The organism is Pseudomonas sp. TNT2022 ID642 (assembly GCF_028656995.1).
Taxonomy (GTDB): Bacteria; Pseudomonadota; Gammaproteobacteria; order Pseudomonadales; family Pseudomonadaceae; genus Aquipseudomonas.
In genome coordinates, this window is the sequence record NZ_JAMDGW010000007.1 from 299,672 (window position 1) to 320,941 (window position 21,270).

The 21,270-nt window shown below is 58.0% G+C and carries 25 protein-coding genes and 1 pseudogene; 17 read left to right on the plus strand and 9 right to left on the minus strand.

The window, feature by feature from the left end; all coding sequences use genetic code 11:
- Positions 1–85 precede the first annotated feature (85 nt).
- Together M5G26_RS07205 and M5G26_RS07210 are read left to right on the plus strand one after the other, a co-directional pair.
- Entirely contained in the window at positions 86–1,621 is a 1,536-nt protein-coding gene (locus tag M5G26_RS07205; protein ID WP_273914853.1) for a cyclic diguanylate phosphodiesterase, read from the plus strand.
- A gap of 234 nt (positions 1,622–1,855) precedes the next feature.
- Positions 1,856–2,221, plus strand: a complete 366-nt coding sequence (locus M5G26_RS07210) for a histone-like nucleoid-structuring protein, MvaT/MvaU family (RefSeq protein ID WP_134177478.1) — start codon at positions 1,856–1,858, stop codon at positions 2,219–2,221.
- A gap of 218 nt (positions 2,222–2,439) precedes the next feature.
- On the opposite strand, the gene M5G26_RS07215 is transcribed toward M5G26_RS07210, so the two are convergent.
- Positions 2,440–2,958, minus strand: coding sequence for a DUF4946 domain-containing protein (locus M5G26_RS07215; protein ID WP_273914854.1), 519 nt, complete (start codon positions 2,956–2,958; stop codon positions 2,440–2,442).
- Between the two features lie 139 nt (positions 2,959–3,097).
- On the opposite strand from M5G26_RS07215, the gene gloA reads away from it, so the two are divergent.
- Entirely contained in the window at positions 3,098–3,619 is a 522-nt protein-coding gene (gloA, locus tag M5G26_RS07220; RefSeq protein ID WP_038368197.1) for a lactoylglutathione lyase, read from the plus strand.
- 251 nt (positions 3,620–3,870) lie between these two features.
- Here gloA and ahpF read toward each other — a convergent pair whose 3' ends face one another.
- The 3 genes from ahpF to M5G26_RS07235 form a co-directional block, all read right to left on the minus strand.
- On the minus strand, positions 3,871–5,433 hold the full coding sequence (gene ahpF, locus M5G26_RS07225; protein ID WP_095120931.1) for an alkyl hydroperoxide reductase subunit F: 1,563 nt from the start codon (positions 5,431–5,433) through the stop codon (positions 3,871–3,873).
- Positions 5,434–5,557: 124 nt separating this feature from the next.
- Complete coding sequence (gene ahpC / locus M5G26_RS07230; protein ID WP_007912224.1) at positions 5,558–6,121, minus strand: alkyl hydroperoxide reductase subunit C; 564 nt, start codon at positions 6,119–6,121, stop codon at positions 5,558–5,560.
- Positions 6,122–6,258: 137 nt separating this feature from the next.
- A complete protein-coding gene (locus M5G26_RS07235; RefSeq protein ID WP_273914855.1) occupies positions 6,259–7,197 on the minus strand; it encodes a site-specific integrase in 939 nt (312 codons plus the stop codon).
- 177 nt (positions 7,198–7,374) lie between these two features.
- Here M5G26_RS07235 and M5G26_RS07240 point away from each other — a divergent pair, with 177 nt between their 5' ends.
- On the plus strand, positions 7,375–8,391 hold the full coding sequence (locus tag M5G26_RS07240) for a DNA-binding protein (protein ID WP_273914856.1): 1,017 nt from the start codon (positions 7,375–7,377) through the stop codon (positions 8,389–8,391).
- Here M5G26_RS07240 and gorA read toward each other — a convergent pair.
- Both gorA and galU read right to left on the minus strand, forming a co-directional pair.
- The gene (gene gorA, locus M5G26_RS07245) at positions 8,388–9,746 is read right to left on the minus strand and encodes a glutathione-disulfide reductase (protein ID WP_273914857.1); all 1,359 of its coding nucleotides are present in this window, start codon (positions 9,744–9,746) and stop codon (positions 8,388–8,390) included. The genes M5G26_RS07240 and gorA overlap by 4 nt on opposite strands.
- Before the next feature lie 128 nt (positions 9,747–9,874).
- Positions 9,875–10,714: a UTP--glucose-1-phosphate uridylyltransferase GalU gene (gene galU, locus M5G26_RS07250; RefSeq protein ID WP_007912230.1), complete on the minus strand. Its 840-nt coding sequence runs from the start codon at positions 10,712–10,714 to the stop codon at positions 9,875–9,877.
- Positions 10,715–10,972: 258 nt separating this feature from the next.
- On the opposite strand from galU, the gene M5G26_RS07255 reads away from it, so the two are divergent.
- Both M5G26_RS07255 and M5G26_RS07260 read left to right on the plus strand, forming a co-directional pair.
- Complete coding sequence (locus M5G26_RS07255; RefSeq protein WP_007912238.1) at positions 10,973–11,158, plus strand: hypothetical protein; 186 nt, start codon at positions 10,973–10,975, stop codon at positions 11,156–11,158.
- Between the two features lie 136 nt (positions 11,159–11,294).
- Positions 11,295–11,582: a hypothetical protein gene (locus M5G26_RS07260; RefSeq protein ID WP_064117930.1), complete on the plus strand. Its 288-nt coding sequence runs from the start codon at positions 11,295–11,297 to the stop codon at positions 11,580–11,582.
- A 3-nt stretch (positions 11,583–11,585) separates the two neighbouring features.
- On the opposite strand, the gene M5G26_RS07265 is transcribed toward M5G26_RS07260, so the two are convergent.
- Together M5G26_RS07265 and M5G26_RS07270 are read right to left on the minus strand one after the other, a co-directional pair.
- Positions 11,586–11,816, minus strand: a complete 231-nt coding sequence (locus M5G26_RS07265) for a hypothetical protein (protein ID WP_008082673.1) — start codon at positions 11,814–11,816, stop codon at positions 11,586–11,588.
- Positions 11,817–11,887: 71 nt separating this feature from the next.
- Positions 11,888–12,244 carry a hypothetical protein gene (locus M5G26_RS07270; protein WP_273914858.1) on the minus strand — a complete coding sequence of 119 codons (357 nt, stop codon included), beginning with the start codon at positions 12,242–12,244 and terminating at the stop codon, positions 11,888–11,890.
- A gap of 210 nt (positions 12,245–12,454) precedes the next feature.
- On the opposite strand from M5G26_RS07270, the gene M5G26_RS07275 reads away from it, so the two are divergent.
- The 5 genes and pseudogenes from M5G26_RS07275 (at position 12,455) to ada (ending at position 14,953) form a co-directional block, all read left to right on the plus strand.
- Complete coding sequence (locus M5G26_RS07275; protein ID WP_007912251.1) at positions 12,455–12,757, plus strand: DUF1883 domain-containing protein; 303 nt, start codon at positions 12,455–12,457, stop codon at positions 12,755–12,757.
- Positions 12,758–12,785: 28 nt separating this feature from the next.
- Positions 12,786–12,959 carry a hypothetical protein gene (locus M5G26_RS07280; RefSeq protein WP_166674993.1) on the plus strand — a complete coding sequence of 58 codons (174 nt, stop codon included), beginning with the start codon at positions 12,786–12,788 and terminating at the stop codon, positions 12,957–12,959.
- An 87-nt stretch (positions 12,960–13,046) separates the two neighbouring features.
- Positions 13,047–13,127, plus strand: a pseudogene (locus tag M5G26_RS07285) (2OG-Fe(II) oxygenase); the annotation flags it as partial.
- Between the two features lie 5 nt (positions 13,128–13,132).
- A complete protein-coding gene (alkB, locus tag M5G26_RS07290) occupies positions 13,133–13,798 on the plus strand; it encodes a DNA oxidative demethylase AlkB (protein WP_273914859.1) in 666 nt (221 codons plus the stop codon).
- Between the two features lie 87 nt (positions 13,799–13,885).
- The gene (gene ada / locus M5G26_RS07295) at positions 13,886–14,953 is read left to right on the plus strand and encodes a bifunctional DNA-binding transcriptional regulator/O6-methylguanine-DNA methyltransferase Ada (protein ID WP_273914860.1); all 1,068 of its coding nucleotides are present in this window, start codon (positions 13,886–13,888) and stop codon (positions 14,951–14,953) included.
- On the opposite strand, the gene acuI is transcribed toward ada, so the two are convergent.
- Positions 14,950–15,933: an acrylyl-CoA reductase (NADPH) gene (gene acuI, locus M5G26_RS07300; RefSeq protein WP_273914861.1), complete on the minus strand. Its 984-nt coding sequence runs from the start codon at positions 15,931–15,933 to the stop codon at positions 14,950–14,952. The two genes, ada and acuI, sit on opposite strands and share 4 nt — an antisense overlap.
- Positions 15,934–15,944: 11 nt before the next feature.
- On the opposite strand from acuI, the gene M5G26_RS07305 reads away from it, so the two are divergent.
- The 6 genes from M5G26_RS07305 (at position 15,945) to M5G26_RS07330 (ending at position 21,165) form a co-directional block, all read left to right on the plus strand.
- Complete coding sequence (locus M5G26_RS07305; RefSeq protein ID WP_273914863.1) at positions 15,945–16,205, plus strand: hypothetical protein; 261 nt, start codon at positions 15,945–15,947, stop codon at positions 16,203–16,205.
- 84 nt (positions 16,206–16,289) lie between these two features.
- The gene (locus M5G26_RS07310; RefSeq protein WP_273914864.1) at positions 16,290–17,354 is read left to right on the plus strand and encodes an NAD(P)H-dependent flavin oxidoreductase; all 1,065 of its coding nucleotides are present in this window, start codon (positions 16,290–16,292) and stop codon (positions 17,352–17,354) included.
- A gap of 169 nt (positions 17,355–17,523) precedes the next feature.
- Complete coding sequence (modA, locus tag M5G26_RS07315) at positions 17,524–18,291, plus strand: molybdate ABC transporter substrate-binding protein (protein WP_273914865.1); 768 nt, start codon at positions 17,524–17,526, stop codon at positions 18,289–18,291.
- Positions 18,292–18,972: a molybdate ABC transporter permease subunit gene (gene modB / locus M5G26_RS07320; protein ID WP_103307181.1), complete on the plus strand. Its 681-nt coding sequence runs from the start codon at positions 18,292–18,294 to the stop codon at positions 18,970–18,972.
- A 3-nt stretch (positions 18,973–18,975) separates the two neighbouring features.
- Positions 18,976–20,055 (plus strand): molybdenum ABC transporter ATP-binding protein, encoded by a 1,080-nt coding sequence (gene modC / locus M5G26_RS07325; protein ID WP_273914866.1) that lies wholly within the window; start codon positions 18,976–18,978, stop codon positions 20,053–20,055.
- Positions 20,056–20,127: 72 nt separating this feature from the next.
- Positions 20,128–21,165, plus strand: coding sequence for a DNA topoisomerase IB (locus M5G26_RS07330; protein ID WP_273914867.1), 1,038 nt, complete (start codon positions 20,128–20,130; stop codon positions 21,163–21,165).
- Positions 21,166–21,270: the final 105 nt, after the last annotated feature.

Consider the following 21,270-nt stretch of genomic DNA (forward strand, 5'->3'; position numbering starts at 1 on the left):
TCCCCTCTGGCTGATGTTTTTTTCAGCAGCGCGCCGTTCCCGGCCTGCATTCGAAAGTCCCACTCCACCGCGACAGGATGCGCCCATGCCGTTGACCGTCAGACCCCGCCGCAAGCGCAGCACCCGCATCGTTTTCACACTGCTCAGCGGTTTGCTTCCAGTGCTGCTGGGCAGCGCGATTCTTTATATCCAGGCCGAACGCACGCTGGAGCAAGGTTCACGTCAGACTGCCGAAGAGGCGTTGCGCCAATTCGAATTGATGCTCGACAACACCGCCCAGGCCGCCCATGAATTGCTGCCTTTGGCCGGCCAGACGTGTGAGAACGTCAAACTCGCCTTGCGCGAGCAAGTGACCCGCCGCCCGTTCGTGCGCTCGACCAATCTGGTGTGGGACGACAACCTCTATTGCAGCTCGTTGTTTGGCGACTATAAAGAAGCCGTCAACGCAGGCGACTACAACCAGGGCAAGTTGTGGTTGATGAATGGCAACCCGGTGACACCCAACACCGCTCTGTTGGTCTATCGGCTCAGCGAGGGTCGCGGCGGCGCACTGACGACACTCGACGGCTACCATCTAAGCAACATGTTGCGTCTGATCGGCCGGCACATGTTGCTGGTGCTGCAAGTGGGCGACAACTGGCTGTCGGCCGACGGCAAAGTACACACTGGCGCCCTCCCCGCGTTGCCAATAGCACAACACACACTGGATTCTTCGCGTTATGCGTTCAGCGTTTCTGCGGGGTTTCCCGAGGGCGAAATCTGGCGCTACATGGCCGATGAGTATCCGCCGCTGTTCAGTCTGTTGATCTTTTTTGGCGTGGTGTCGGGGGCCATCGGTCATGTCTTGCAGAAGCGCTCTACGTCTCCGAGCCACGAGATGCTTCGGGCGCTCGAGGCCGGCGAGTTCATTCCTTACTTTCAGCCCGTGGTGCATGGTGACAGCAAGGCATGGTCGGGGGCCGAAGTATTGATGCGCTGGACTCACCCCAAAGAGGGGTTGGTGCGTCCGGATCTGTTTATTCCGTTCGCCGAACATTCGGGTCTGATCGTGCCGATGACTCGCGCACTTATGCAACAAACCGCGGCGCTGCTGGGGCCGTTGTCAGCAACGTTCACCCCGCCGTTTCATATCGGCATCAATATCACCGCCAGCCACTGCAATGATCTGGAACTGGTGGCGGACTGCCGCACGTTCCTCGCCGCGTTCGCGCCGGACAGCATCAGCCTGGTGCTGGAGCTGACCGAGCGCGAATTGATCGAGCCAACCGACATCTCCCGGCAACTGTTCGAGCAACTGCACGCGCTGGGCGTGAAGATCGCGATTGACGACTTCGGCACCGGCCACTCGAGCCTGGACTACTTGCGCAAATTCAATGTGGACTTCCTCAAGATCGATCAGAGTTTCGTCGCCATGATCGGCATCGATGCACTGTCCCGACACATTCTCGACACCATTATCGAACTGTCGGCCAAGCTTGATTTGGGCATTGTTGCCGAAGGTGTCGAAACTCAGGCGCAAGCCGATTATCTGACCGCGCATCACGTCAACTTCCTGCAAGGCTACCTGTTCGGCAAACCGATGCCGGCTGCGGATTTCATCAGCGCATTAACTCACCATTAACTAAGCCGGATTAAGACGAGCGTGCCGATCAGGCGCACCAAATTGATACAAAAGACCGTTGTTGTTACATGAAGACAACATCAGGATTTACTCTTGGCGCATTAACTACTACAATTTTTTCAACCTGAGCAAGATTGGCAGGTGAGCCATTTATCACCGAGTCGCTTCAAGGCTCTTGGCTTATAGCTTTGTTTGCGGTTGGTATCAGCCAAACACACTATTGGAGTAAAGATATTGTCCAGACTCGCTGAATTTCGTGCAGCTGAAAAGGCCCTTCAGGAACAGCTCAAGCAGCTGGAATCGCTGAAGAACGATGCCGGGCTCAAGAAAGAAATCGAATTCGAAGAAAAGCTCCAGGGGCTGATGAAACACTACGGCAAAGGCCTGAAAGAGATCATCGCCATTCTCGATCCGAACCCGGCAAAATCCGGCCTGCAGACCTCTGCAGCACCTAAAACCCGCCGCGCTCGCGTGGTCAAGGTTTATCACAACCCGCACACCGGTGAACTGATCGAAACCAAGGGCGGCAACCACCGCGGCCTGAAAGCCTGGAAGGAACAATACGGTGCAGCCACCGTTGATTCCTGGTTGCGCGGTTAATCCCACGCCAACAAAAAAGCCCTGCATGATGCAGGGCTTTTTTATTGACAATATCTAACAAATGAAATGAATTTCATCTAACAATTTTGCATTTTCTGTAACGCGCCTGAGTCAGGGTGCTAAACATTTTGCTGCGTAATGTTGCGATCGCAGCCAAACGTTAAACTTTGTGCTTAATCCCTTCGGGTATCTAATCAAGCCGTGAAGAGTACAGCGACTTAAAGTTTCAAGCTGTTTCTCACCGCCACTATCTCGTCTGCGCTCGCCTTATAAACCTGCGCCTGTCCGGCGTAGGAAAGAACATAAGCCTTGTCCGCCTCGACCGCCGCCACCAAGGTTTGCGACAACACATGTCGACCGTTTTCGGTGATCGTGCAAGTGGTTTCCAGTGCCGACAAAGTGCCCAGCGTGGCCGGATGCACTTTGTTGCAGACACTTTGGTAGCCACCCTGGAAGAAGTCCTTCTGTATCGACTTGCGCATTTCCAGCAGCACGCCTTGCAGATTGACCTGATGCCCCTCCTCAACCTGAGTCATGGTCAATTCCATCACCATCACCTGATTGCCATCGGCGTCGTTTTTGACCGCCCGCTGACGGGAAACCTGTGGAGATGCCTCAGGCAGCGCCTCGACTTGCCAACCGGCCGGCCAGGTAATGCTCGGCTCGTCCGCTGACACGTCAACAGCGACAAGCGTCAACACAGAAAAAACACACAGGGATTTGAACAGTCGGATCATTGCCGGACGCACTCGCAGATTGAGCGGTAAAGTCTGAGGCTCGCCCGCACGCAGGGCAAGTCTGCCCTTTCATTTGGCGATGCCGGCAGGCATGCGTATCATTGCGCCCATTCACTCGCCCATAGTTATTGGAGGGCCCATGAGCCTGCACGAACTCAACACTTTCCCCGGCGTTACCGCTACGCCAGACAGCGCAACCCGAAACTTCGTTTTCAACCACACCATGTTGCGTGTGAAAGACATCAGCAAATCTCTGGACTTCTACACCCGCGTGTTGGGTTTCTCGCTGGTTGAGAAGCGTGATTTCCCGGAAGCGGAATTCAGCCTGTATTTCCTCGCGCTGGTCGACAAGGCACAGATCCCGGCTGACGCCGCTGCGCGCACCGAGTGGATGAAGTCGATTCCTGGCATTCTGGAACTGACTCACAACCACGGCACCGAGAACGACGCCGATTTCGCCTATCACAACGGCAATACCGATCCGCGTGGTTTTGGCCATATCTGCATTTCGGTGCCGGATATTGTCGCGGCATGTGCACGCTTTGAAGAGCTGGGCTGCGACTTCCAGAAGCGCCTGACCGATGGCCGCATGAAAAGCCTGGCGTTCATCAAGGATCCGGATGGTTACTGGGTCGAGATTATTCAGCCTGCGCCGCTGTAAAAGCAAAAGCCCCTCACCCTAACCCTCTCCCAGAGGGAGAGGGGACTGATTGGGGAATATTGGAGAATTACGCCGACTTGAACGATTGGCATTGAATCCATAATCGACTAGATCGTTCAGGTCGATGGACAGCGCCAGACACCTCGGTCGGCTCCCTCTCCTTCGGGAGAGGGCTGGGGTGAGGGGCAGCTTTTCGCGCGCAATAAAAAACCCGTGATCGCTCACGGGTTTTTTCATTTCTGGCCTGACAGTTATGCCGGAGCCGAAGTGCGGATCAAGTGATCAAAAGCGCTCAGCGAAGCCTTGGCGCCCTCGCCCACCGCAATCACGATCTGCTTGTACGGCACAGTCGTCACATCACCGGCAGCGAAGATCCCCGGGATCGAAGTCTCACCACGGTTATCGACAATGATCTCGCCACGCGGCGACAGTTCAATGGTGCCCTTCAGCCAGTCGGTGTTCGGCAGCAACCCGATCTGCACGAAGATCCCTTCCAGCTCGACAGTGCGCAGCTCGTCAGTATTGCGATCCTTGTAACGCAGGCCGTTGACCTTTTCGCCATTACCGGTGACTTCAGTGGTTTGCGCACTGGTGATCACGGTAACGTTCGGCAGGCTGTGCAGCTTGCGTTGCAATACGGCGTCAGCACGCAGTTGTACGTCGAACTCCAGCAGCGTTACGTGCGACACAATACCCGCCAGGTCGATGGCCGCTTCAACGCCGGAGTTACCGCCGCCGATCACCGCCACACGCTTGCCTTTGAACAGCGGACCGTCGCAGTGCGGGCAGTACGCCACGCCTTTGTTGCGGTATTCCTGCTCGCCCGGCACGTTCATTTCACGCCACCGCGCACCCGTCGCCAGGATCACGCTCTTGGCTTTGAGGGTGGCGCCGCTGGCGAAGTGAACTTCGTGCAACTCGCCGTTCTTGCCCGGGATCAGCTTGTCGGCGCGTTGCAGGTTCATGATGTCGACGTCGTATTGCTTGACGTGTTCTTCCAGCGCCGTGGCCAGTTTCGGCCCCTCGGTTTCCTGTACGGAAATAAAGTTCTCGATGGCCATGGTGTCGAGCACCTGACCGCCGAAGCGTTCAGCCGCAACGCCGGTGCGGATGCCTTTACGTGCAGCGTAGATTGCTGCCGAAGCACCGGCCGGGCCACCGCCGACAACCAACACGTCGAATGCTTCTTTAGCGCTGATCTTCTCGGCCTGGCGCTCGATGGCGCCGGTGTCGAGTTTGGCGAGAATCTCTTCCAGGCCCATGCGGCCCTGACCGAAGTTCTCACCGTTCAAATAGATGCTCGGCACGGCCATGATCTTGCGATCGTTGACTTCGTCCTGGAACAACGCGCCGTCGATGGCGACGTGGCGAATGTTCGGGTTGAGCACGGCCATCAGGTTCAGCGCCTGGACCACGTCCGGGCAGTTCTGGCAGGACAGCGAGAAGTAAGTCTCGAAGCTGAACTGGCCTTTGAGCGAGCGAATCTGCTCGATCACTTCAACACTGGCTTTCGATGGGTGGCCGCCGACTTGCAGCAAGGCCAGCACCAGCGAAGTGAACTCGTGGCCCATCGGGATGCCGGCGAAACGCAGACTGATGTCAGCGCCCGGGCGATTGATCGAGAACGATGGCTTGCGCGCATCGTCACCGCTGTCGATCAAAGTAATTTGGCTCGAAAGACTGGCAACGTCTTTCAGCAGTTCCAGCATTTCACGGGATTTCGCACCGTCGTCGAGGGATGCAACGATCTCGATCGGCTGGGTGACCCGTTCCAGGTACGATTTCAACTGGGCTTTAAGATTGGCGTCCAACATACGGGCGATTTCCTTTATTTGAGGCGAAAAAAAGCCCGAGCGAATCTCGCCCGGGCATTTTTATGGGGCGGTGCAGCTAACTTAAGCAGGTGCGGAGATCCGCCCCGAGTTGCGTGTCACAGACTTAGATCTTGCCGACCAGGTCCAGGGACGGCGCCAGAGTGGCCTCGCCTTCTTTCCACTTGGCTGGGCAAACTTCGCCTGGGTGAGCAGCGACGTACTGAGCAGCCTTGATCTTGCGCAGCAGCTCGGAAGCGTCACGGCCAACGCCGCCATCGTTCAGTTCAACGATTTTGATCTGACCTTCAGGGTTGATCACGAAGGTGCCACGGTCAGCCAGGCCAACTTCTTCGATCAGCACGTCGAAGTTGCGGGAGATGGCGTGGGTCGGGTCGCCGATCATGGTGTATTCGATTTTGCCGATGGCTGGCGAAGTGTTGTGCCAGGCAGCGTGAGCAAAGTGGGTGTCGGTGGAAACGCTGTAGATCTCTACGCCGAGTTTCTGGAAGGCAGCGTAGTTGTCAGCCAGGTCTTCCAGCTCGGTTGGGCAAACGAAGGTGAAGTCGGCTGGGTAGAAGAACACGACCGACCACTTGCCTTTCAGGTCAGCGTCCGAGACTTGAACGAAGTCGCCGTTTTTGAACGCGGTAGCTTTGAACGGTTTTACTTGGCTGTTGATGATAGGCATTGATGACTCTCCGTCAGGGGTTATGAAGTTGATGGGTGAATCCTACCCACTCACTCGACGGATGGCTCATTGGCAAACCTGATGCTGCTGATTTGTTTTCGCTATTAGCTGACTGTATTAATAGAAGAAAACGATCTCTACGACGTAGCCGGTTTATCCGTAATCCGAGCCATCCCTTGGAATGGGCTGGCTTCAACATAGCGCATGGCGGACTTCATATCCTTCCAGCCGACGTAACTCATCAGGGATTTTAGATCCCAGCCGCTTTGATGGGCCCAGGTTGCGAAGCCTCGACGCAATGAATGGCTGGTGTAGTTTTCGGCGGCAATGCCGGCGCGCTGCAATGCCTGACGCAGTAGAGGAATGATGCTGTTGGCATGCAGCCCCTCCTCGTTCAGATTGCCCCAGCGGTCGATACTGCGAAAAACCGGGCCACGCACCAGTGCCGCTTCGGTGATCCAGTCGATATAGGCCTGCACCGGGCAGAGCTTGAGTAGCGCCGGGGCTTGATAAGTCTGCCCTAGGTTTTCTCGATCTCCCTTGCTGCGTGGCAGATACAAGGTGATGCCTTTGCCGGCGTGCGCCTGCACGTGCTCGATCTGCAAGCGACACAACTCATCGCTGCGGAAGCCGCGCCAGAATCCCAGCAGAACCAAGGCACGATCGCGGTAAGCCTTGAGGAGTAGTGGCCGGTCCTGCTGCTCTCTAGCGGTTTGTACTTCATGTTCAAGCCAGTCAATCACTCGCTGTAGATCCTGCAACTGTAACGGTTCGGCCTGTTTCTCCTGCGCCGGGTGCAACGCGCGAATCCCTTTGAAGACCTTGCGCACCACTGGCGCCTTGGTCGGATCAGCAAACCCTTGGCTGTTGTGCCATTGCGCCAGCGCCGACAGACGCAGTTTCAACGTATTGATCGACAGCTCCTCGGCGTGCGCCACCAGATACCGCGCGACGCTGTCGGCCGTCGCCGGCAAGAACCCGCCCCACTTCACTTCGAAATGCTCGATGGCCGCGCGATAGCTGCGGCGAGTGTTGTCACGGGTGGCGGCTTGCAGATAGCGATCCAGATCGCTCATGGGCTGTTTTCTCGCTGGCGTACTGATGTGGAATTGCGAAAGCGCATTTTGCCGCCTGACACTGGGTAATACCAGTATATCCCGTGTCTTTATTATCAAAGGTTTACCTTTATTTTCTGAATGGTACACTGCGTACTTTAGTGGCATGTACCACAGTACGTAACCGTAGGAGTTCACATGGCCCGTGGCGGCATTACCAAAGCCTTGGTGCAGATCGCGCGCACAGCGATCCTCGCTCGTGGCGAACACCCGAGCATCGATGCAGTACGCATTGAAATGGGCAACACCGGCTCGAAAACCACGATCCATCGTTATCTGAAAGAACTGGATGACGGCGCGCAGCCCATTGAAGCCTCGGCAGAGCCTATCGATGACGAGTTGACCGCCCTCGTCTCGCGCCTCGCTCAGCGCCTCAAAGAACAGGCGCAAGAGCCTATCGAGCAGGCCCGCGAGCAGTTCGAGGAGCAGCGCGAAGCACTGGAGTCGGAACTGAAACAAACTCGCCAGGCGCTGGAAAAGCTCGAACAGGAGCACGACATTCAAGGCGCAGCGCTGGAGCGCGAGTCCGAAGCCCTGAACAACACCCGATCGATGCTGCAAACCGAGCAAACCCGCAACGCCGGTCTGAATCAGGCATTGGCCGACTTTGAATTGCGCCTGCAGGACAAGGACGAGCAGATCCGCTCGCTGGAAGAAAAACACCTGCACGCCCGTGACGCGCTGGAGCACTACCGCAACGCCAGCAAAGAGCAGCGCGAACAGGAACAGAGCCGTCACGAAGCGCAAGTGCAGCAGATTCAGGCCGAACTGCGTCAGGCGCAGCAAAGCGCACTGGTCCGTCAGGACGAGATCACGCAACTGCACCGCGACAACGAACGCCTGCTCACGGAGAACCGTGGCACGCAGCGCGAACTGAGCCTGATGCAGGACCAGCTCAAGCAGAGCAATCAGCGTCAGGATCAACTGCTCGAACAAGCGACCCGCGCCGACAGCGAGCGCACCCTCCTCCAGGAACGCTTGCGCGTAGCCACACTGGAAAGCCAGACACTCAAACAGAGCGTCGAGGAGCAGACGCTGCTCAACCAGTCACTGGAAAAGGAATTGAACAAGGCTCAAGCAAGTCTGGAAGAAAGCCAGCGTCTGGCGGCTGCCGTTGCGGCAGCGCCAGACTCAGCCAAGCCGAAAGACGCTTAAGCGCCGACCGGCGTACGCATGGTGACGAACTCTTCGGCGGCCGTCGGGTGTACCCCGATCGTGTCGTCGAAGTCACGCTTGGTCGCGCCAGCCTTCAACGCAATCGCCAGACCCTGAACGATCTCGCCGGCGTCCGGGCCAACCATGTGGCAGCCGAGGACTTTGTCGGTCTTGCCGTCGACTACCAGCTTCATCAGGGTTTTTTCCTGACACTCGGTCAGGGTCAGTTTCATCGGCCGGAAACGGCTTTCGAAGATCACCACATCATGACCCGCCTCGCGCGCTTCTTCCTCGGTCAAACCGACCGTGCCAATGTTCGGCAGGCTGAACACCGCCGTCGGGATCATCTTGTAATCCACCGGACGGTACTGCTCAGGCTTGAACAGACGCCGCGCCACGGCCATGCCTTCGGCCAACGCCACGGGCGTCAGCTGCACACGACCAATGACATCGCCAAGCGCCAGAATTGACGGCTCGCTAGTCTGGTACTGCTCGTCGACTTTGATAAAGCCTTTGTCGGTGAGCTGCACATCGGTGTTTTCCAGGCCCAGATTGTCGAGCATCGGGCGCCGGCCAGTGGCGTAGAAAATGCAATCCGCCTCCAGCTCACGACCATCTTTAAGCGTGGCTTTCAAACTGCCGTCAGCCTGCCTGTCGATACGCGCGATGTCGGCGTTGAATTGCAGATCCAGACCACGCTTGGTCAGTTCTTCCTGCAAATGCTTGCGCACCGAACCATCGAAACCGCGCAGGAATAGATCACCGCGATACAGCAGCGTGGTGTTCGCACCGAGGCCGTGGAAAATCCCGGCAAACTCGACCGCGATGTAACCGCCGCCCACCACCAGCACACGCTTTGGCAGCTCTTTGAGGAAGAACGCCTCATTGGAACCGATCGCGTGCTCGCGCCCCGGAATTTCCGGAATCTGCGGCCAGCCACCGGTGGCGATCAGAATATTTTTCGCAGTAAAGCGCTCGCCATTCACCTCAACCTCGTGGGGGCCAACGATCTTCGCGTGCGCCTCATGCAAGGTCACGCCGCTGTTGACCAGCAGATTGCGGTAAATGCCGTTGAGGCGATTGATCTCGCGATCCTTGTTGGCGATCAGCGTCGCCCAATCGAAATTCGCCTCACCCAGGCTCCAGCCGAAACCGGACGCCTGCTCAAAGTCTTCGGCGAAATGCGCGCCGTACACCAGCAATTTTTTCGGCACGCAGCCAACGTTGACACAGGTCCCGCCCAGATAACGGCTCTCCGCCACCGCCACTTTCGCACCGAAACCGGCCGCAAAACGCGCAGCGCGCACACCGCCGGAACCGGCACCAATTACATAAAGGTCAAAATCGTAGGCCATTTCTATCTCCTCGGCAGGGGATCAGCATACCTGCAGACACCCATTGGGCAAGCACTGCCAGTCATATGGGGGCGTAAAATGAAAAAACCCGCCGAAGCGGGTTTTTCTTGCAAACCAATCAAGCGCTCTTAGTAAGCCTTGCCAGTCTTGTAGAAGTTCTCGAAGCAGAAGTTGGTCGCTTCGATGTAGCCTTCAGCGCCACCGCAGTCGAAACGCTTGCCTTTGAACTTGTAGGCCATCACGCAGCCGTTCTGGGCTTGTTTCATCAGGGCGTCGGTGATCTGGATTTCGCCGCCCTTGCCTGGCTCGGTTTGCTCGATCAGGTCGAAGATGTCCGGGGTCAGGATGTAACGGCCGATGATGGCCAGGTTCGACGGTGCGTCTTCCGGCTTTGGCTTCTCGACCATGCTGTGCACGCGGTAGATGTCGTCGCGGATCATCTCGCCGGCAATCACGCCGTACTTGCTGGTTTCCTGCGGATCGACTTCCTGGATGGCGATGATCGAGCAGCGGAACTGCTTGTACAGCTTGACCATCTGGGTCAGTACGCCGTCGCCTTCGAGGTTGACGCACAGGTCGTCCGCCAGTACCACGGCGAACGGTTCGTCACCGATCAGCGGGCGACCGGTGAGGATCGCGTGGCCCAGACCTTTCATTTCGGTCTGACGGGTGTAGGAGAACGAGCACTCGTCGAGCAGTTTGCGGATGCCGACCAGGTATTTTTCTTTGTCGGTGCCTTTGATCTGGTTTTCCAGCTCGTAGCTGATGTCGAAGTGGTCTTCCAGAGCACGCTTGCCACGACCGGTCACGATGGAGATTTCCGTCAGGCCAGCGTCCAGAGCTTCTTCAACGCCGTACTGGATCAGTGGCTTGTTTACCACCGGCAGCATTTCTTTAGGCATGGCTTTAGTCGCTGGCAGGAAGCGAGTACCGTAACCGGCTGCTGGGAACAAGCATTTCTTGATCATATAAGTCCTTGAAAGGGCTGTGTGTACGAGTTTCGGCGCAGTCTAATCAGGCGGCGTGCACCTTACAATGCCCCGCACTGGCTAACCGATGCCAACATAGAGAAATATTCTCGCCGATAGTTCCATCGACATCCGGGCGCAGCCAGATCAGCGTAGCTCAAAGCTGCCAGCAAACTGAATCACCATACGCTCATCGCCCCCCAATGCGAGCATTTGCCGGTATCATGGCGACTTTGAACCAGCGAACGAGACAGATAGATGGCCGCGGTAAAAATCATCAATGGGTATGTAATCGACAAGAAAGACGGCAAGTGGACGCTGACCACCACCAATGGCGAGCACATCGCCGGGCCTTTCGACAGCGAGCAAATGGCGACCGATGTTGCTTCCGTATTCACGGACACTCCGGCATCGGCCAAGCGCCGTGGCAAAGATCAGGACTGATCTGCTGCGATATGCCCCAGCCCTGCCCTTGAGCAGGGCTTTTTTGTACCCACGTGCAAACAAGTGGCCAAACGCTATAACCTTTTCACACCGGCGCTGTCAGAGCGTCAAGTCCCTCTCGCTGAAGACCACGAACATGACCCTGAAAAAATTCCTGCCACTGATTGCGGTATTGGCACTGGCCGGCTGTGCCACCTCTCAACCCACGTACCTGAACAACGGCGAACAGGGGCTGTCGATCGATTGCTCCGGCGAAGCCAATTCCTGGGCGACCTGCTATGAAAAAGCCGATGCGTCCTGCGCGGGCACCGGTTATCGCATCGTTGGCACTGACGGCACGCCCCAGCCCAAGGAAAGCGACAAAACCCTGGGCGTCGATGTCGGCAATTACAAAAACCGCAGCGTTGTCGTGGTCTGCAAATAGACCTTACATATGAATTTCGGCGAATTTGATCCCGAGTCCGCGCACGACTTCGATCAGATCGTCGAGACGGTTGAAGGATTCGACTTCGTCGTTATCGTCCACCAGAAAGTAACTGCGTCCGGCGCTTTTCTTGAAAAACACGATCCACTCCCCCGGATTCGCCGGGTTCTGGATGACATGGGTGGCAGAGATCAGGCCCTCTACGTGGCGCTCCCGTACTTGCTCTCGCTTCATCGCGACTCCAGAAATGAAAATGCCGTCACAGCATGACTGCGACGGCATCGGTGCTGATGACTTTCAGTCTATCAGCCGGAAATACACGCATTGGCGGCCTTTTGCACGTCACGCGGGCGAACCGGCACATTCGACATGCGTTCATGCAATTTGATGCTGCTACCGCCGGAGCGATCCTCGATATCAAACACCGCTGCCGCGCCGGTGGAAAGTTTCCCCGGCACGATGATCCGAACTCCGTCCTTGTGCGGCTGCACCTGCAGCGCGCCACGGCTATCTGCCAGTTTCTCGGCCAGACACTGGGCATATTCATGGGGTTTCTTGCCGGAGATCACGCTCATGGTCGGCAGCGTTTCATTGATTTCGGAAACACTCGCACAACCACCCACAGCCAAAACCAACGGCAGACACACCACACCCCACTTCATACAAAACCTCCGTTAAAGACCGTCCGACAGCACAAATGCCGTTTTTCTCCGGGGCCTTCTGCATTTAACCCGCATCCGATTGCGAATATCTGTTCAAAATTGTCAAACCAACGCCCGACGGCCAGATAATAACCCGTGCGGGCTGATAAACTGCGCGCAATTACAAGCTATCGTTTTGATTTTGTAGAAAAAGCCCTTCTGGAGGCGCCCATGAAATTCATTCACCAGCGCGAACACCTCAATGAAGACGACATCGTCGTCATCCAATGCTCGCAAATGTGCAACATCCGTCTGATGAACGACGCCAATTTCCGCAGCTTCAAGAATGGCGGCCGTCACACCTATCACGGCGGCGCCTTCGACACCTTCCCGGCCCGTATCACCGCGCCGAGCACCGGTTTCTGGAACATCACCATCGATACCGTCAACCGCCGTGCGATCAGCGTGACCCGCAAGCCGACGCTGACCCACTCGATCAAGATCATCCGTCGCTCCAGCACCAAACTCAGCTGAGAGACGTCGCTCAACCAGAAAGGAATGCATGACCGTGGCCCAAACGACCAAATACGTCATCAAGTACAAACTCAACGGTGAACGCCGCTTCGAGTTCGCGCAGTTGGTAAACGGCACTGAAGAAGAAGCCAAGGCTGAACTGGACAAGCTTCACGACCAGAAAGACGTGATCAGCGAAATCGCAGTCAGCAAAGCACTGTAAGACGCGGCAGCGAATTCGACCGCACGCGGCGGAGTGTTCTGTCGCGAGGACTGATCCAGACTGACTGCTTCGACCATGAGTCAAGGAGTGACCCTGCGTCACGGCGTCAGTCGCCTGCACAGTGGAAAAAGGCATACCCTAGGCATCATCTTTGACGACGCCACCTGACCACCATGCAACCGAACACTTTCGATCTGTTCGCCGATCATGACCCCGAACAACGCCCTCGCGCCGAGCAGATTGGCGAGCAATCGTGGGTGCTGCATGGGTTCGCCCTGCCATTGATCGAGCAGATCATGCCGGCGCTGGATGCAATTCTTGTCGCAGCGCCGTTGCGCCACATGGTCACGCCGGGCGGCTTCAGCATGTCAGTGGGCACCAGCAGTTGCGGGCCTTTGGGCTGGATCACCGATCGCCGCGGTTATCGTTATTCAAGCGTCGACCCGCTCAGTGATTTGCCATGGCCAGCGATGCCGGAAGTATTCTCGACGCTGGCGCAGTCGGCAGCGGCGCAAGCCGGATTCGCTGACTTCAACGCCGATTCCTGCCTGATCAATCGCTATGTCCCAGGCGCCAAGATGTCATTGCACCAGGACAAAGACGAAAAAGCCTACAGCGCACCCATCGTTTCGTTGTCACTCGGGTTACCGGCCATGTTCCTTTTTGGCGGTTTCAGTCGCAGCGACAAGAGCCAGCGCATTGCCTTGCTGCATGGCGACATGGTGGTCTGGGGTGGCGTTGATCGCTTGCGTTATCACCGTGTGTTGCCGATCAAGCAGGGGCGGCATCCACGCCTGGGTGAACAGCGGATCAATCTGACCTTTCGCGTGGCCGGATAACCTGCAAAAGTTTGACCGCAAGGCTCGGAGTGCTGCGCCCTGCGACGCTGGTTAACCTGAATCAAACAGGTCAACGGACTAACCATCATGAAAACGCTTTCGCCCCCCATCAAGACCGAAAACGATCCACGCTGGGCCGCCGTGATAGCGCGAGATCCACAGGCGGACGGGCAATTTGTCTACGCGGTGAAAACCACCGGCATCTACTGCCGCCCGAGCAGCCTCTCCCGCTTGCCGAAACCGCAGAACGTGGTGTTTTTCGATACCGCTGAACAGGCCGAAGCCGCCGGCTATCGGCCGAGCAAGCGTGCCAGCAAAGATCAGAGTGATGTGGCTGCGCAGCATGCCGCGACTGTCGCGATTGCCTGCCGACATATCGAATCCGCCGAAACATTGCCGGCGCTCAACGAACTGGCCGCAACCGCCGGCCTCAGTCCGTTTCACTTCCATCGCGTGTTCAAAGCCGCGACCGGGTTGACACCCAAGGGTTACGCGTCGGCCCATCGCTCGCGCAAAGTCCGTGAGCGCCTGGCAGATGGCGGCTCGGTGACGGATGCGCTGTACGACGCAGGCTTCAACTCCAACAGCCGTTTCTATGAATCAGCGGATCACTTGCTTGGGATGAAACCCGGCGACTATCGCGCTGCGGGAAAGAACAACGACATTCGTTTCGCCGTCGGCCAGTGCTCACTCGGGGCGATTCTGGTGGCGCAAAGCGAGCGTGGCGTGTGCGCGATTCTGTTGGGTGACGATCCGCATCAACTGGTGTGCGATCTGCAGGATCAGTTTCGTAAAGCCAACCTGATCGGCGCCGATGCCGGGTTCGAACAACTGATCGCCAAGGTCGTGGGTTTTATCGAAGCCCCGGCGCTTGGCCTGGATCTGCCGCTGGACGTTCGCGGCACTGCGTTTCAGGAGCGCGTGTGGCAAGCGCTGCGGGAAATCCCGGCGGGGCATACGGCCAGTTACGCCGAGATTGCCCAACGTATCGGTGCACCGACTTCCATGCGCGCGGTAGCGCAGGCTTGCGGGGCCAACCGTTTGGCGGTGGCCATCCCGTGCCACCGCGTGGTGCGTAGCGATGGCAATCTCTCGGGCTACCGCTGGGGTGTCGAGCGCAAGCGTCAGTTGCTCGAGCGCGAGACGCAGGCTTAACGATTGACGTCCACCACAACCCGTCCGCGAAGTTGCCCGGCGAGTAATTCTGGCGCCGCCTCGATGGCTTCACTCAGGCCGATTTCATGGCTGATCAAGGCCAGCAAGGAAAAATCCAGATCCTTGGCCAGACGACCCCACGCTTCCAGGCGGCGCGCCTTGGGCTGGGTCACGCTGTTGATACCGGCGAGGGTCACGCCGCGCAAAATGAACGGCGCCACCGAAGCCGGGAAGTCCATGCCTTGCGCCAGACCACAAGCGGCAACGGTGCCTTCGGAGCGGGTGCTGGCGCAGGCATTGGCCAACGTATGACTACCGACCGAATCGATCACTGCCGCCCAGCGCTCTTTAGCCAACGGTTTGCCTGGCGCTGACAACGTTGCGCGGTCGATGATTTCACCGGCGCCCAACTGCTTCAGATACTCATGCTCGGAGACACGGCCGGTGGACGCGACGACGCGATAGCCGAGCTTGCTCAGCAGGGCGATGGCAAAACTGCCGACGCCGCCATTGGCGCCCGTCACCAGCACTTCGCCCTGATCCGGCGTCACACCATTGCGCTCGAGCGCCAGAATGCACAGCATCGCCGTGTACCCAGCCGTACCGATGGCCATGGCTTGCGCCGCGGTAAAGGCTTTGGGCAAAGGAATCAGCCAGTCGCCATTGAGCCGCGCCTTCTGCGCCAGACCACCCCAGTGATTTTCGCCGACACCCCAGCCATTGAGCAGCACCTGATCCCCCACTTTATAGTCGGGGTGCGAACTGGCTTCTACGCTGCCCGCCAGGTCGATCCCCGGCACCATCGGAAACTTGCGCACCACCGGACTGCTGCCGGTAATCGCCAGACCGTCCTTGAAGTTCAGCGTGCTGTACGCGACGGCCACGGTAACGTCGCCCTCGGGCAATTGCTCTTCGTTGACCTGCTGCAGGTTGGCGCGATAACCGCTGTCGTCTTTGTCGATCACAATGGCGTTGAACATGACTGCCTCGCATGACTGTTTTCAGAATGTCGTGCCTTGAAATACCACATCGCAACACCCTGCCACATTCGACTTTGCGCCAATCGGCGAATCCGCCGGTTATTTCCAAGGTGGGCGGCTATGCTTTTTCGACGGTCGTGGTTTCGCCGAAATTGCTAAAGAGGCCGCCATTGCCGCGACCACCGGCGAACCGCCAATTTTCATCGCTCTTTATGGAAGCCGAAAGAACGGCGGATTTCATCGACGCTGAAAAACTGCACGGGTTGTTCTGAATTTCGAACTGGCCCCGAATCCGGTTTTGCTGCTAAAAACCGGTTTCGCCCCCTGCCCGCTACACCGTTTGGAGAGCCACCCTCATGAGCCAATGGCCAGACACTCGCCTACTTGACCTGCTCGGCATTGAATTACCGATCATCCAGGGCCCGATGGCCGGTGCGACGAATTCGTCCATGGTCATCGCCGTATGCAACGCCGGTGGATTGGGATCGATGCCGGCAGCCATGCTGAGCATCGAGCAATTGCGCGAAGAGCTGAAAACCATTCGCCAACACACCAAAAACCCCTTCAACGTGAACTTCTTCTGCCACCAGCCACCGGCAGCCGATGAGCAACGTGCCCATGACTGGAAGCATTTGCTGGAACCGTATTACCGCGAACTGGGCGTGGATTTCACTGCCCCGACACCGGTGTCCAACCGAGCACCGTTCGATGCGGCGGCCTGCGAAGTGCTGGAGGAGTTTCGACCTGAAGTCGTGAGCTTCCACTTCGGTCTGCCGGAGAAATCCCTGTTGGATCGGGTCAAGGCAACCGGGGCGAAAATTCTTTCCTCGGCCACCACGGTCGAAGAAGCGATCTGGCTGGAGCAGAACGGCTGCGATGCGATTATCGCCATGGGCTATGAGGCCGGCGGCCATCGCGGCATGTTTCTCAGTGATGACCTGAGCAGTCAGGTCGGCACGTTTGCCTTGGCGCCTCAAGTGGTCGATGCGGTGAACGTACCAGTGATTGCCGCCGGGGCGATTGCCGATGCTCGCGGCGTCGCGGCAGCATTCGTATTGGGCGCATCAGCGGTACAGGTCGGCACCGCCTACCTGTTCACGCCGGAAGCCAAAGTCAGCGCCGCTCACCAAAAAGCGCTGCGCACCGCCAAAGAGAGCGAAACGGCGGTCACCAATATTTTTACCGGGCGGCCGGCGCGGGGCATTCTCAACCGCGTCATGCGTGAGCTGGGGCCGATGTCGCCGAAAGCACCGGCGTTTCCCTTGGCCGGTGGGGCACTGATGCCATTGCGAGCAATCAACGAGGCAGAGTTTGCCAACCTCTGGGCCGGTCAGGCATTCACTCTCGGCAAAGACATCGGCAGCGCTGAACTGACCCGGCAATTAGCCGAAGATGCATTGGCAAAACTCACTCGTCAGTGACGCCAGACAGAGTGAGGATTCAGGCATCCTCACTCTGGTTTTAACCAACACTTCCTGTTTGGCGGCATTTCGCTATATATTTCTCTATATAGCGAATCCACCCTCGCATTGGCGCAGTCCACCTCCAACAGTAACTGCCCTCTGCACCCGCCAACAACGGAGCTGTTACATGACCATTCGTGCCTCACGCTTTGCCCCTGCCTGCCTGGCCTCTTTGCTCGCGGTCTTCGCCGTCAGCGCAGTTCAGGCTGATGAAGTGCAAGTGGCGGTTGCAGCCAACTTCACCGCGCCGATCCAGGCCATCGCCGCCGATTTTGAAAAAGACACCGGGCACAAACTGGTTGCAGCTTACGGCGCCACTGGCCAGTTCTACACCCAGATCAAAAACGGCGCGCCGTTCGAAGTGTTCCTCTCCGCTGACGACACCACCCCGGAAAAACTCGAAAAAGAAGGCGACACCGTCAAAGGTTCGCGCTTCACCTACGCCATCGGCACCCTGGCGCTGTGGTCGGCGAAAGAAGGTTATGTCGATGCCAAAGGTGAGGTGCTGAAAAACAACGAATATCAGCACCTGTCCATCGCCAATCCAAAAGCCGCACCCTACGGCCTGGCCGCCACGCAAGTGCTGGAAAAACTCAAACTGACCGAAGCCACCAAAGCCAAGATCGTCGAAGGCCAGAACATCACTCAGGCTTACCAATTCGTCTCGACCGGCAACGCAGAACTGGGTTTTGTCGCCCTGTCGCAAATCTACAAGGACGGCAAAGTCAGCAGCGGTTCGGCATGGATCGTCCCTGCCAGCATGCACGACCCGATCAAACAAGACGCCGTGATTCTCAACAAAGGCAAAGACAATGCCGCCGCCAAGGCGCTGGTTGAATACCTCAAAGGCCCGAAAGCCGCTGCGGTGATCAAGTCCTACGGATACCAGCTGTAAATGTCGCTGACGAGTGCCGATTTCGCGGCGATCTGGCTGACCCTGAAACTGGCGTCCCTGACCACCGCGATTCTGCTGGTTGTCGGCACTCCGATTGCCCTGTGGTTGTCGCGTACCCGCTCGTGGCTGCGCGGCCCGATCGGGGCAATTGTCGCCCTGCCCCTCGTGCTGCCACCGACCGTGATTGGTTTCTATCTGCTACTGATGATGGGGCCGCACGGTTTTCTCGGCCAATTCACTCAATGGCTGGGGCTGGGCACCCTGACCTTCAGCTTCACCGGACTGGTGATTGGCTCGGTGATCTATTCAATGCCGTTCGTGGTGCAGCCGTTGCAAAACGCGTTTTCGGCGATCGGCACCCGCCCACTGGAAGTCGCCGCTACCTTGCGCGCGAATCCGTGGGACACATTTTTCAGTGTGATCCTGCCGCTGGCGCGTCCTGGTTTTATCACTGCGGCGATCCTCGGCTTCGCACATACCGTCGGTGAGTTCGGCGTGGTGCTGATGATCGGCGGCAACATTCCCGACAAGACCCGCGTGGTTTCCGTGCAAATCTATGACCACGTCGAAGCGATGGAATACGCGCAGGCCCACTGGCTGGCCGGGGCGATGCTGGTGTTCTCGTTTCTGGTGTTGCTGGCGCTGTACTCCAGCCGCAAAACCCGCGCAGGCTGGAGCTGATCGATGATTGATGTACGTCTGAAACGGGCCTATGCGGGCTTCAGCCTCGATGTCGACCTGAACTTGCCCGGCCGTGGCGTGACTGCGCTTTATGGGCATTCCGGCTCGGGCAAAACCACCTGCCTGCGCTGTATCGCCGGGCTTGAACGGGCTGAACATGGCTTCATCCAGATCAACGATGAAGTCTGGCAGGACAGCGACAACGGTATTTTCGTCCCGCCACACAAACGTGCGCTCGGTTATGTGTTTCAAGAGGCCAGCCTGTTTCCCCACCTGTCGGTGCTGGCCAACCTGCAATTCGGCCTCAAGCGTATCGCCCGGTCCCTGCGTCGTGTCGACATGGCGCAGGCCACTGAACTCTTGGGCATCGGGCATCTGCTCGAACGTCACCCGCAGCATTTGTCGGGTGGCGAGCGCCAGCGCGTCGGCATCGCTCGAGCCCTGTTGACCAGCCCGAAACTGCTGCTGATGGACGAACCGCTGGCGGCGCTCGACAGTCAGCGCAAACGTGAAATCCTGCCGTACCTGCAACGCCTGCATGACGAACTGGAAATTCCGTTGTTGTACGTCAGCCATGCGCAGGACGAAGTCGCACGGCTGGCCGATCACCTGGTGTTGCTCAGCGAAGGCAAAGCGCTGGCCAGCGGCCCTATCGGCGAAACCCTTGCGCGCCTGGATCTGCCGATGGCCATGGGCGATGACGCTGGCGTGATCATTGAAGGCCAGGTCAGCGCTTACGACGCGGACTACCAATTACTGAGCCTGCAATTGCCGGCCACCGAGATGAGCATTCGGGTCACGCATGCACCGATGCAAGTAGGCCAGACCCTACGCTGCAAAGTGCACGCCCGGGACATCAGCCTGAGCCTGGAGAACAGCGAATTCAGCAGCATACTCAATCGACTGCCGGTCACCGTGGTCAGCGAGCAATCGGCCGACAACGCTGCCCACGTGCTGATTCGTCTCGATGCGGGCGGCACCCCGTTAGTCGCGCGCATCACTCGCTACTCCCGGGACCAATTGGGCGTGCACCCGGGCCAGCATTTGTGGGCGCAGATCAAAGCGGTCGCAGTCCTCGCCTAAATCATTCGGCACCACGGCATCGGCGTGCGGTCAATCGCTTTACAGACCGCCGCGCCATTAAAGGAAACTGCCATGCCCGACACCGTGCTGACTGCCGACCTGCCATCCGACCTGCATTACGTCGACGACACCCAGCCCGGTATCACCCGCAAGAAGTTGCGCGGCAAATTCTGCTACTTCGAACCGTCAGGCCAGCGCATCACCGACACCGACGAAATCAAACGCATCAATGCCCTCGCCGTGCCGCCGGCCTATACCGACGTATGGATCTGCCTGGACCCGCGTGGTCATCTGCAAGCCACCGGCCGTGATGCCCGTGGACGCAAGCAGTATCGTTATCACGCTCGCTGGCGCGAAGTGCGCGATGCCGATAAATATTCGCGGCTGCGCGAGTTCGGTCTGGCGTTGCCCAAACTGCGCAAGCAACTGGAAGCGCTGTTGGCCGCGCCCGGTTTCAGCCGTGACAAGGTCATGGCCACGGTGATCACCCTGCTCGACGCCACACTGATTCGGGTCGGCAATACCCAATACGCCCGCGACAACCGCTCCTACGGCCTGACCACCCTGCGCAGCCGACATGTCGAAGTTAACGGCAGCGCGATCCTGTTTCAGTTTCGCGGCAAGAGCGGCATCGAACATCAGATCACCGTCAAGGATCGACGTTTGGCGCGCATCATCAAGCGTTGCCTGGAGATTCCCGGGCAGAACCTGTTTCAGTATCTGGATGAAAACGGTGAGCGGCACACCGTCAGTTCTTCCGACGTCAATGCGTACCTGCAAACCCTGACCGGCGCCGATTTCACCGCCAAGGATTACCGCACCTGGGCCGGTAGCGCCTTGGCCCTGTCGGTCTTGCGTGAATTGCAGTGGGCATCCGAGACCGAGGCCAAACGGCATGTGGTGGAGATGGTCAAAGGCGTTGCCAAACAGCTGGGCAACACGCCGGCAGTTTGCCGCAAGTGTTACATCCACCCTGCGGTGGTGGAAAAATTCATGCTCGGCGCCCTCGCCGAACTGCCTCGTCCGCGTGTGCGCAAAGGCCTGCGTGCCGAGGAAGTGGCGCTGGCGATGTTTCTCGAGCGCATGAGCGAAATGACCGACGCACCTTGATCCGCTGCACTGCGTCATCTAGGCTAGCGACCTTCCCCACCTCCGGACGACCGCAAAAGTGAACAACCCCGCCTTCTAAAAATGCAATCGCGACACGCCGTGATC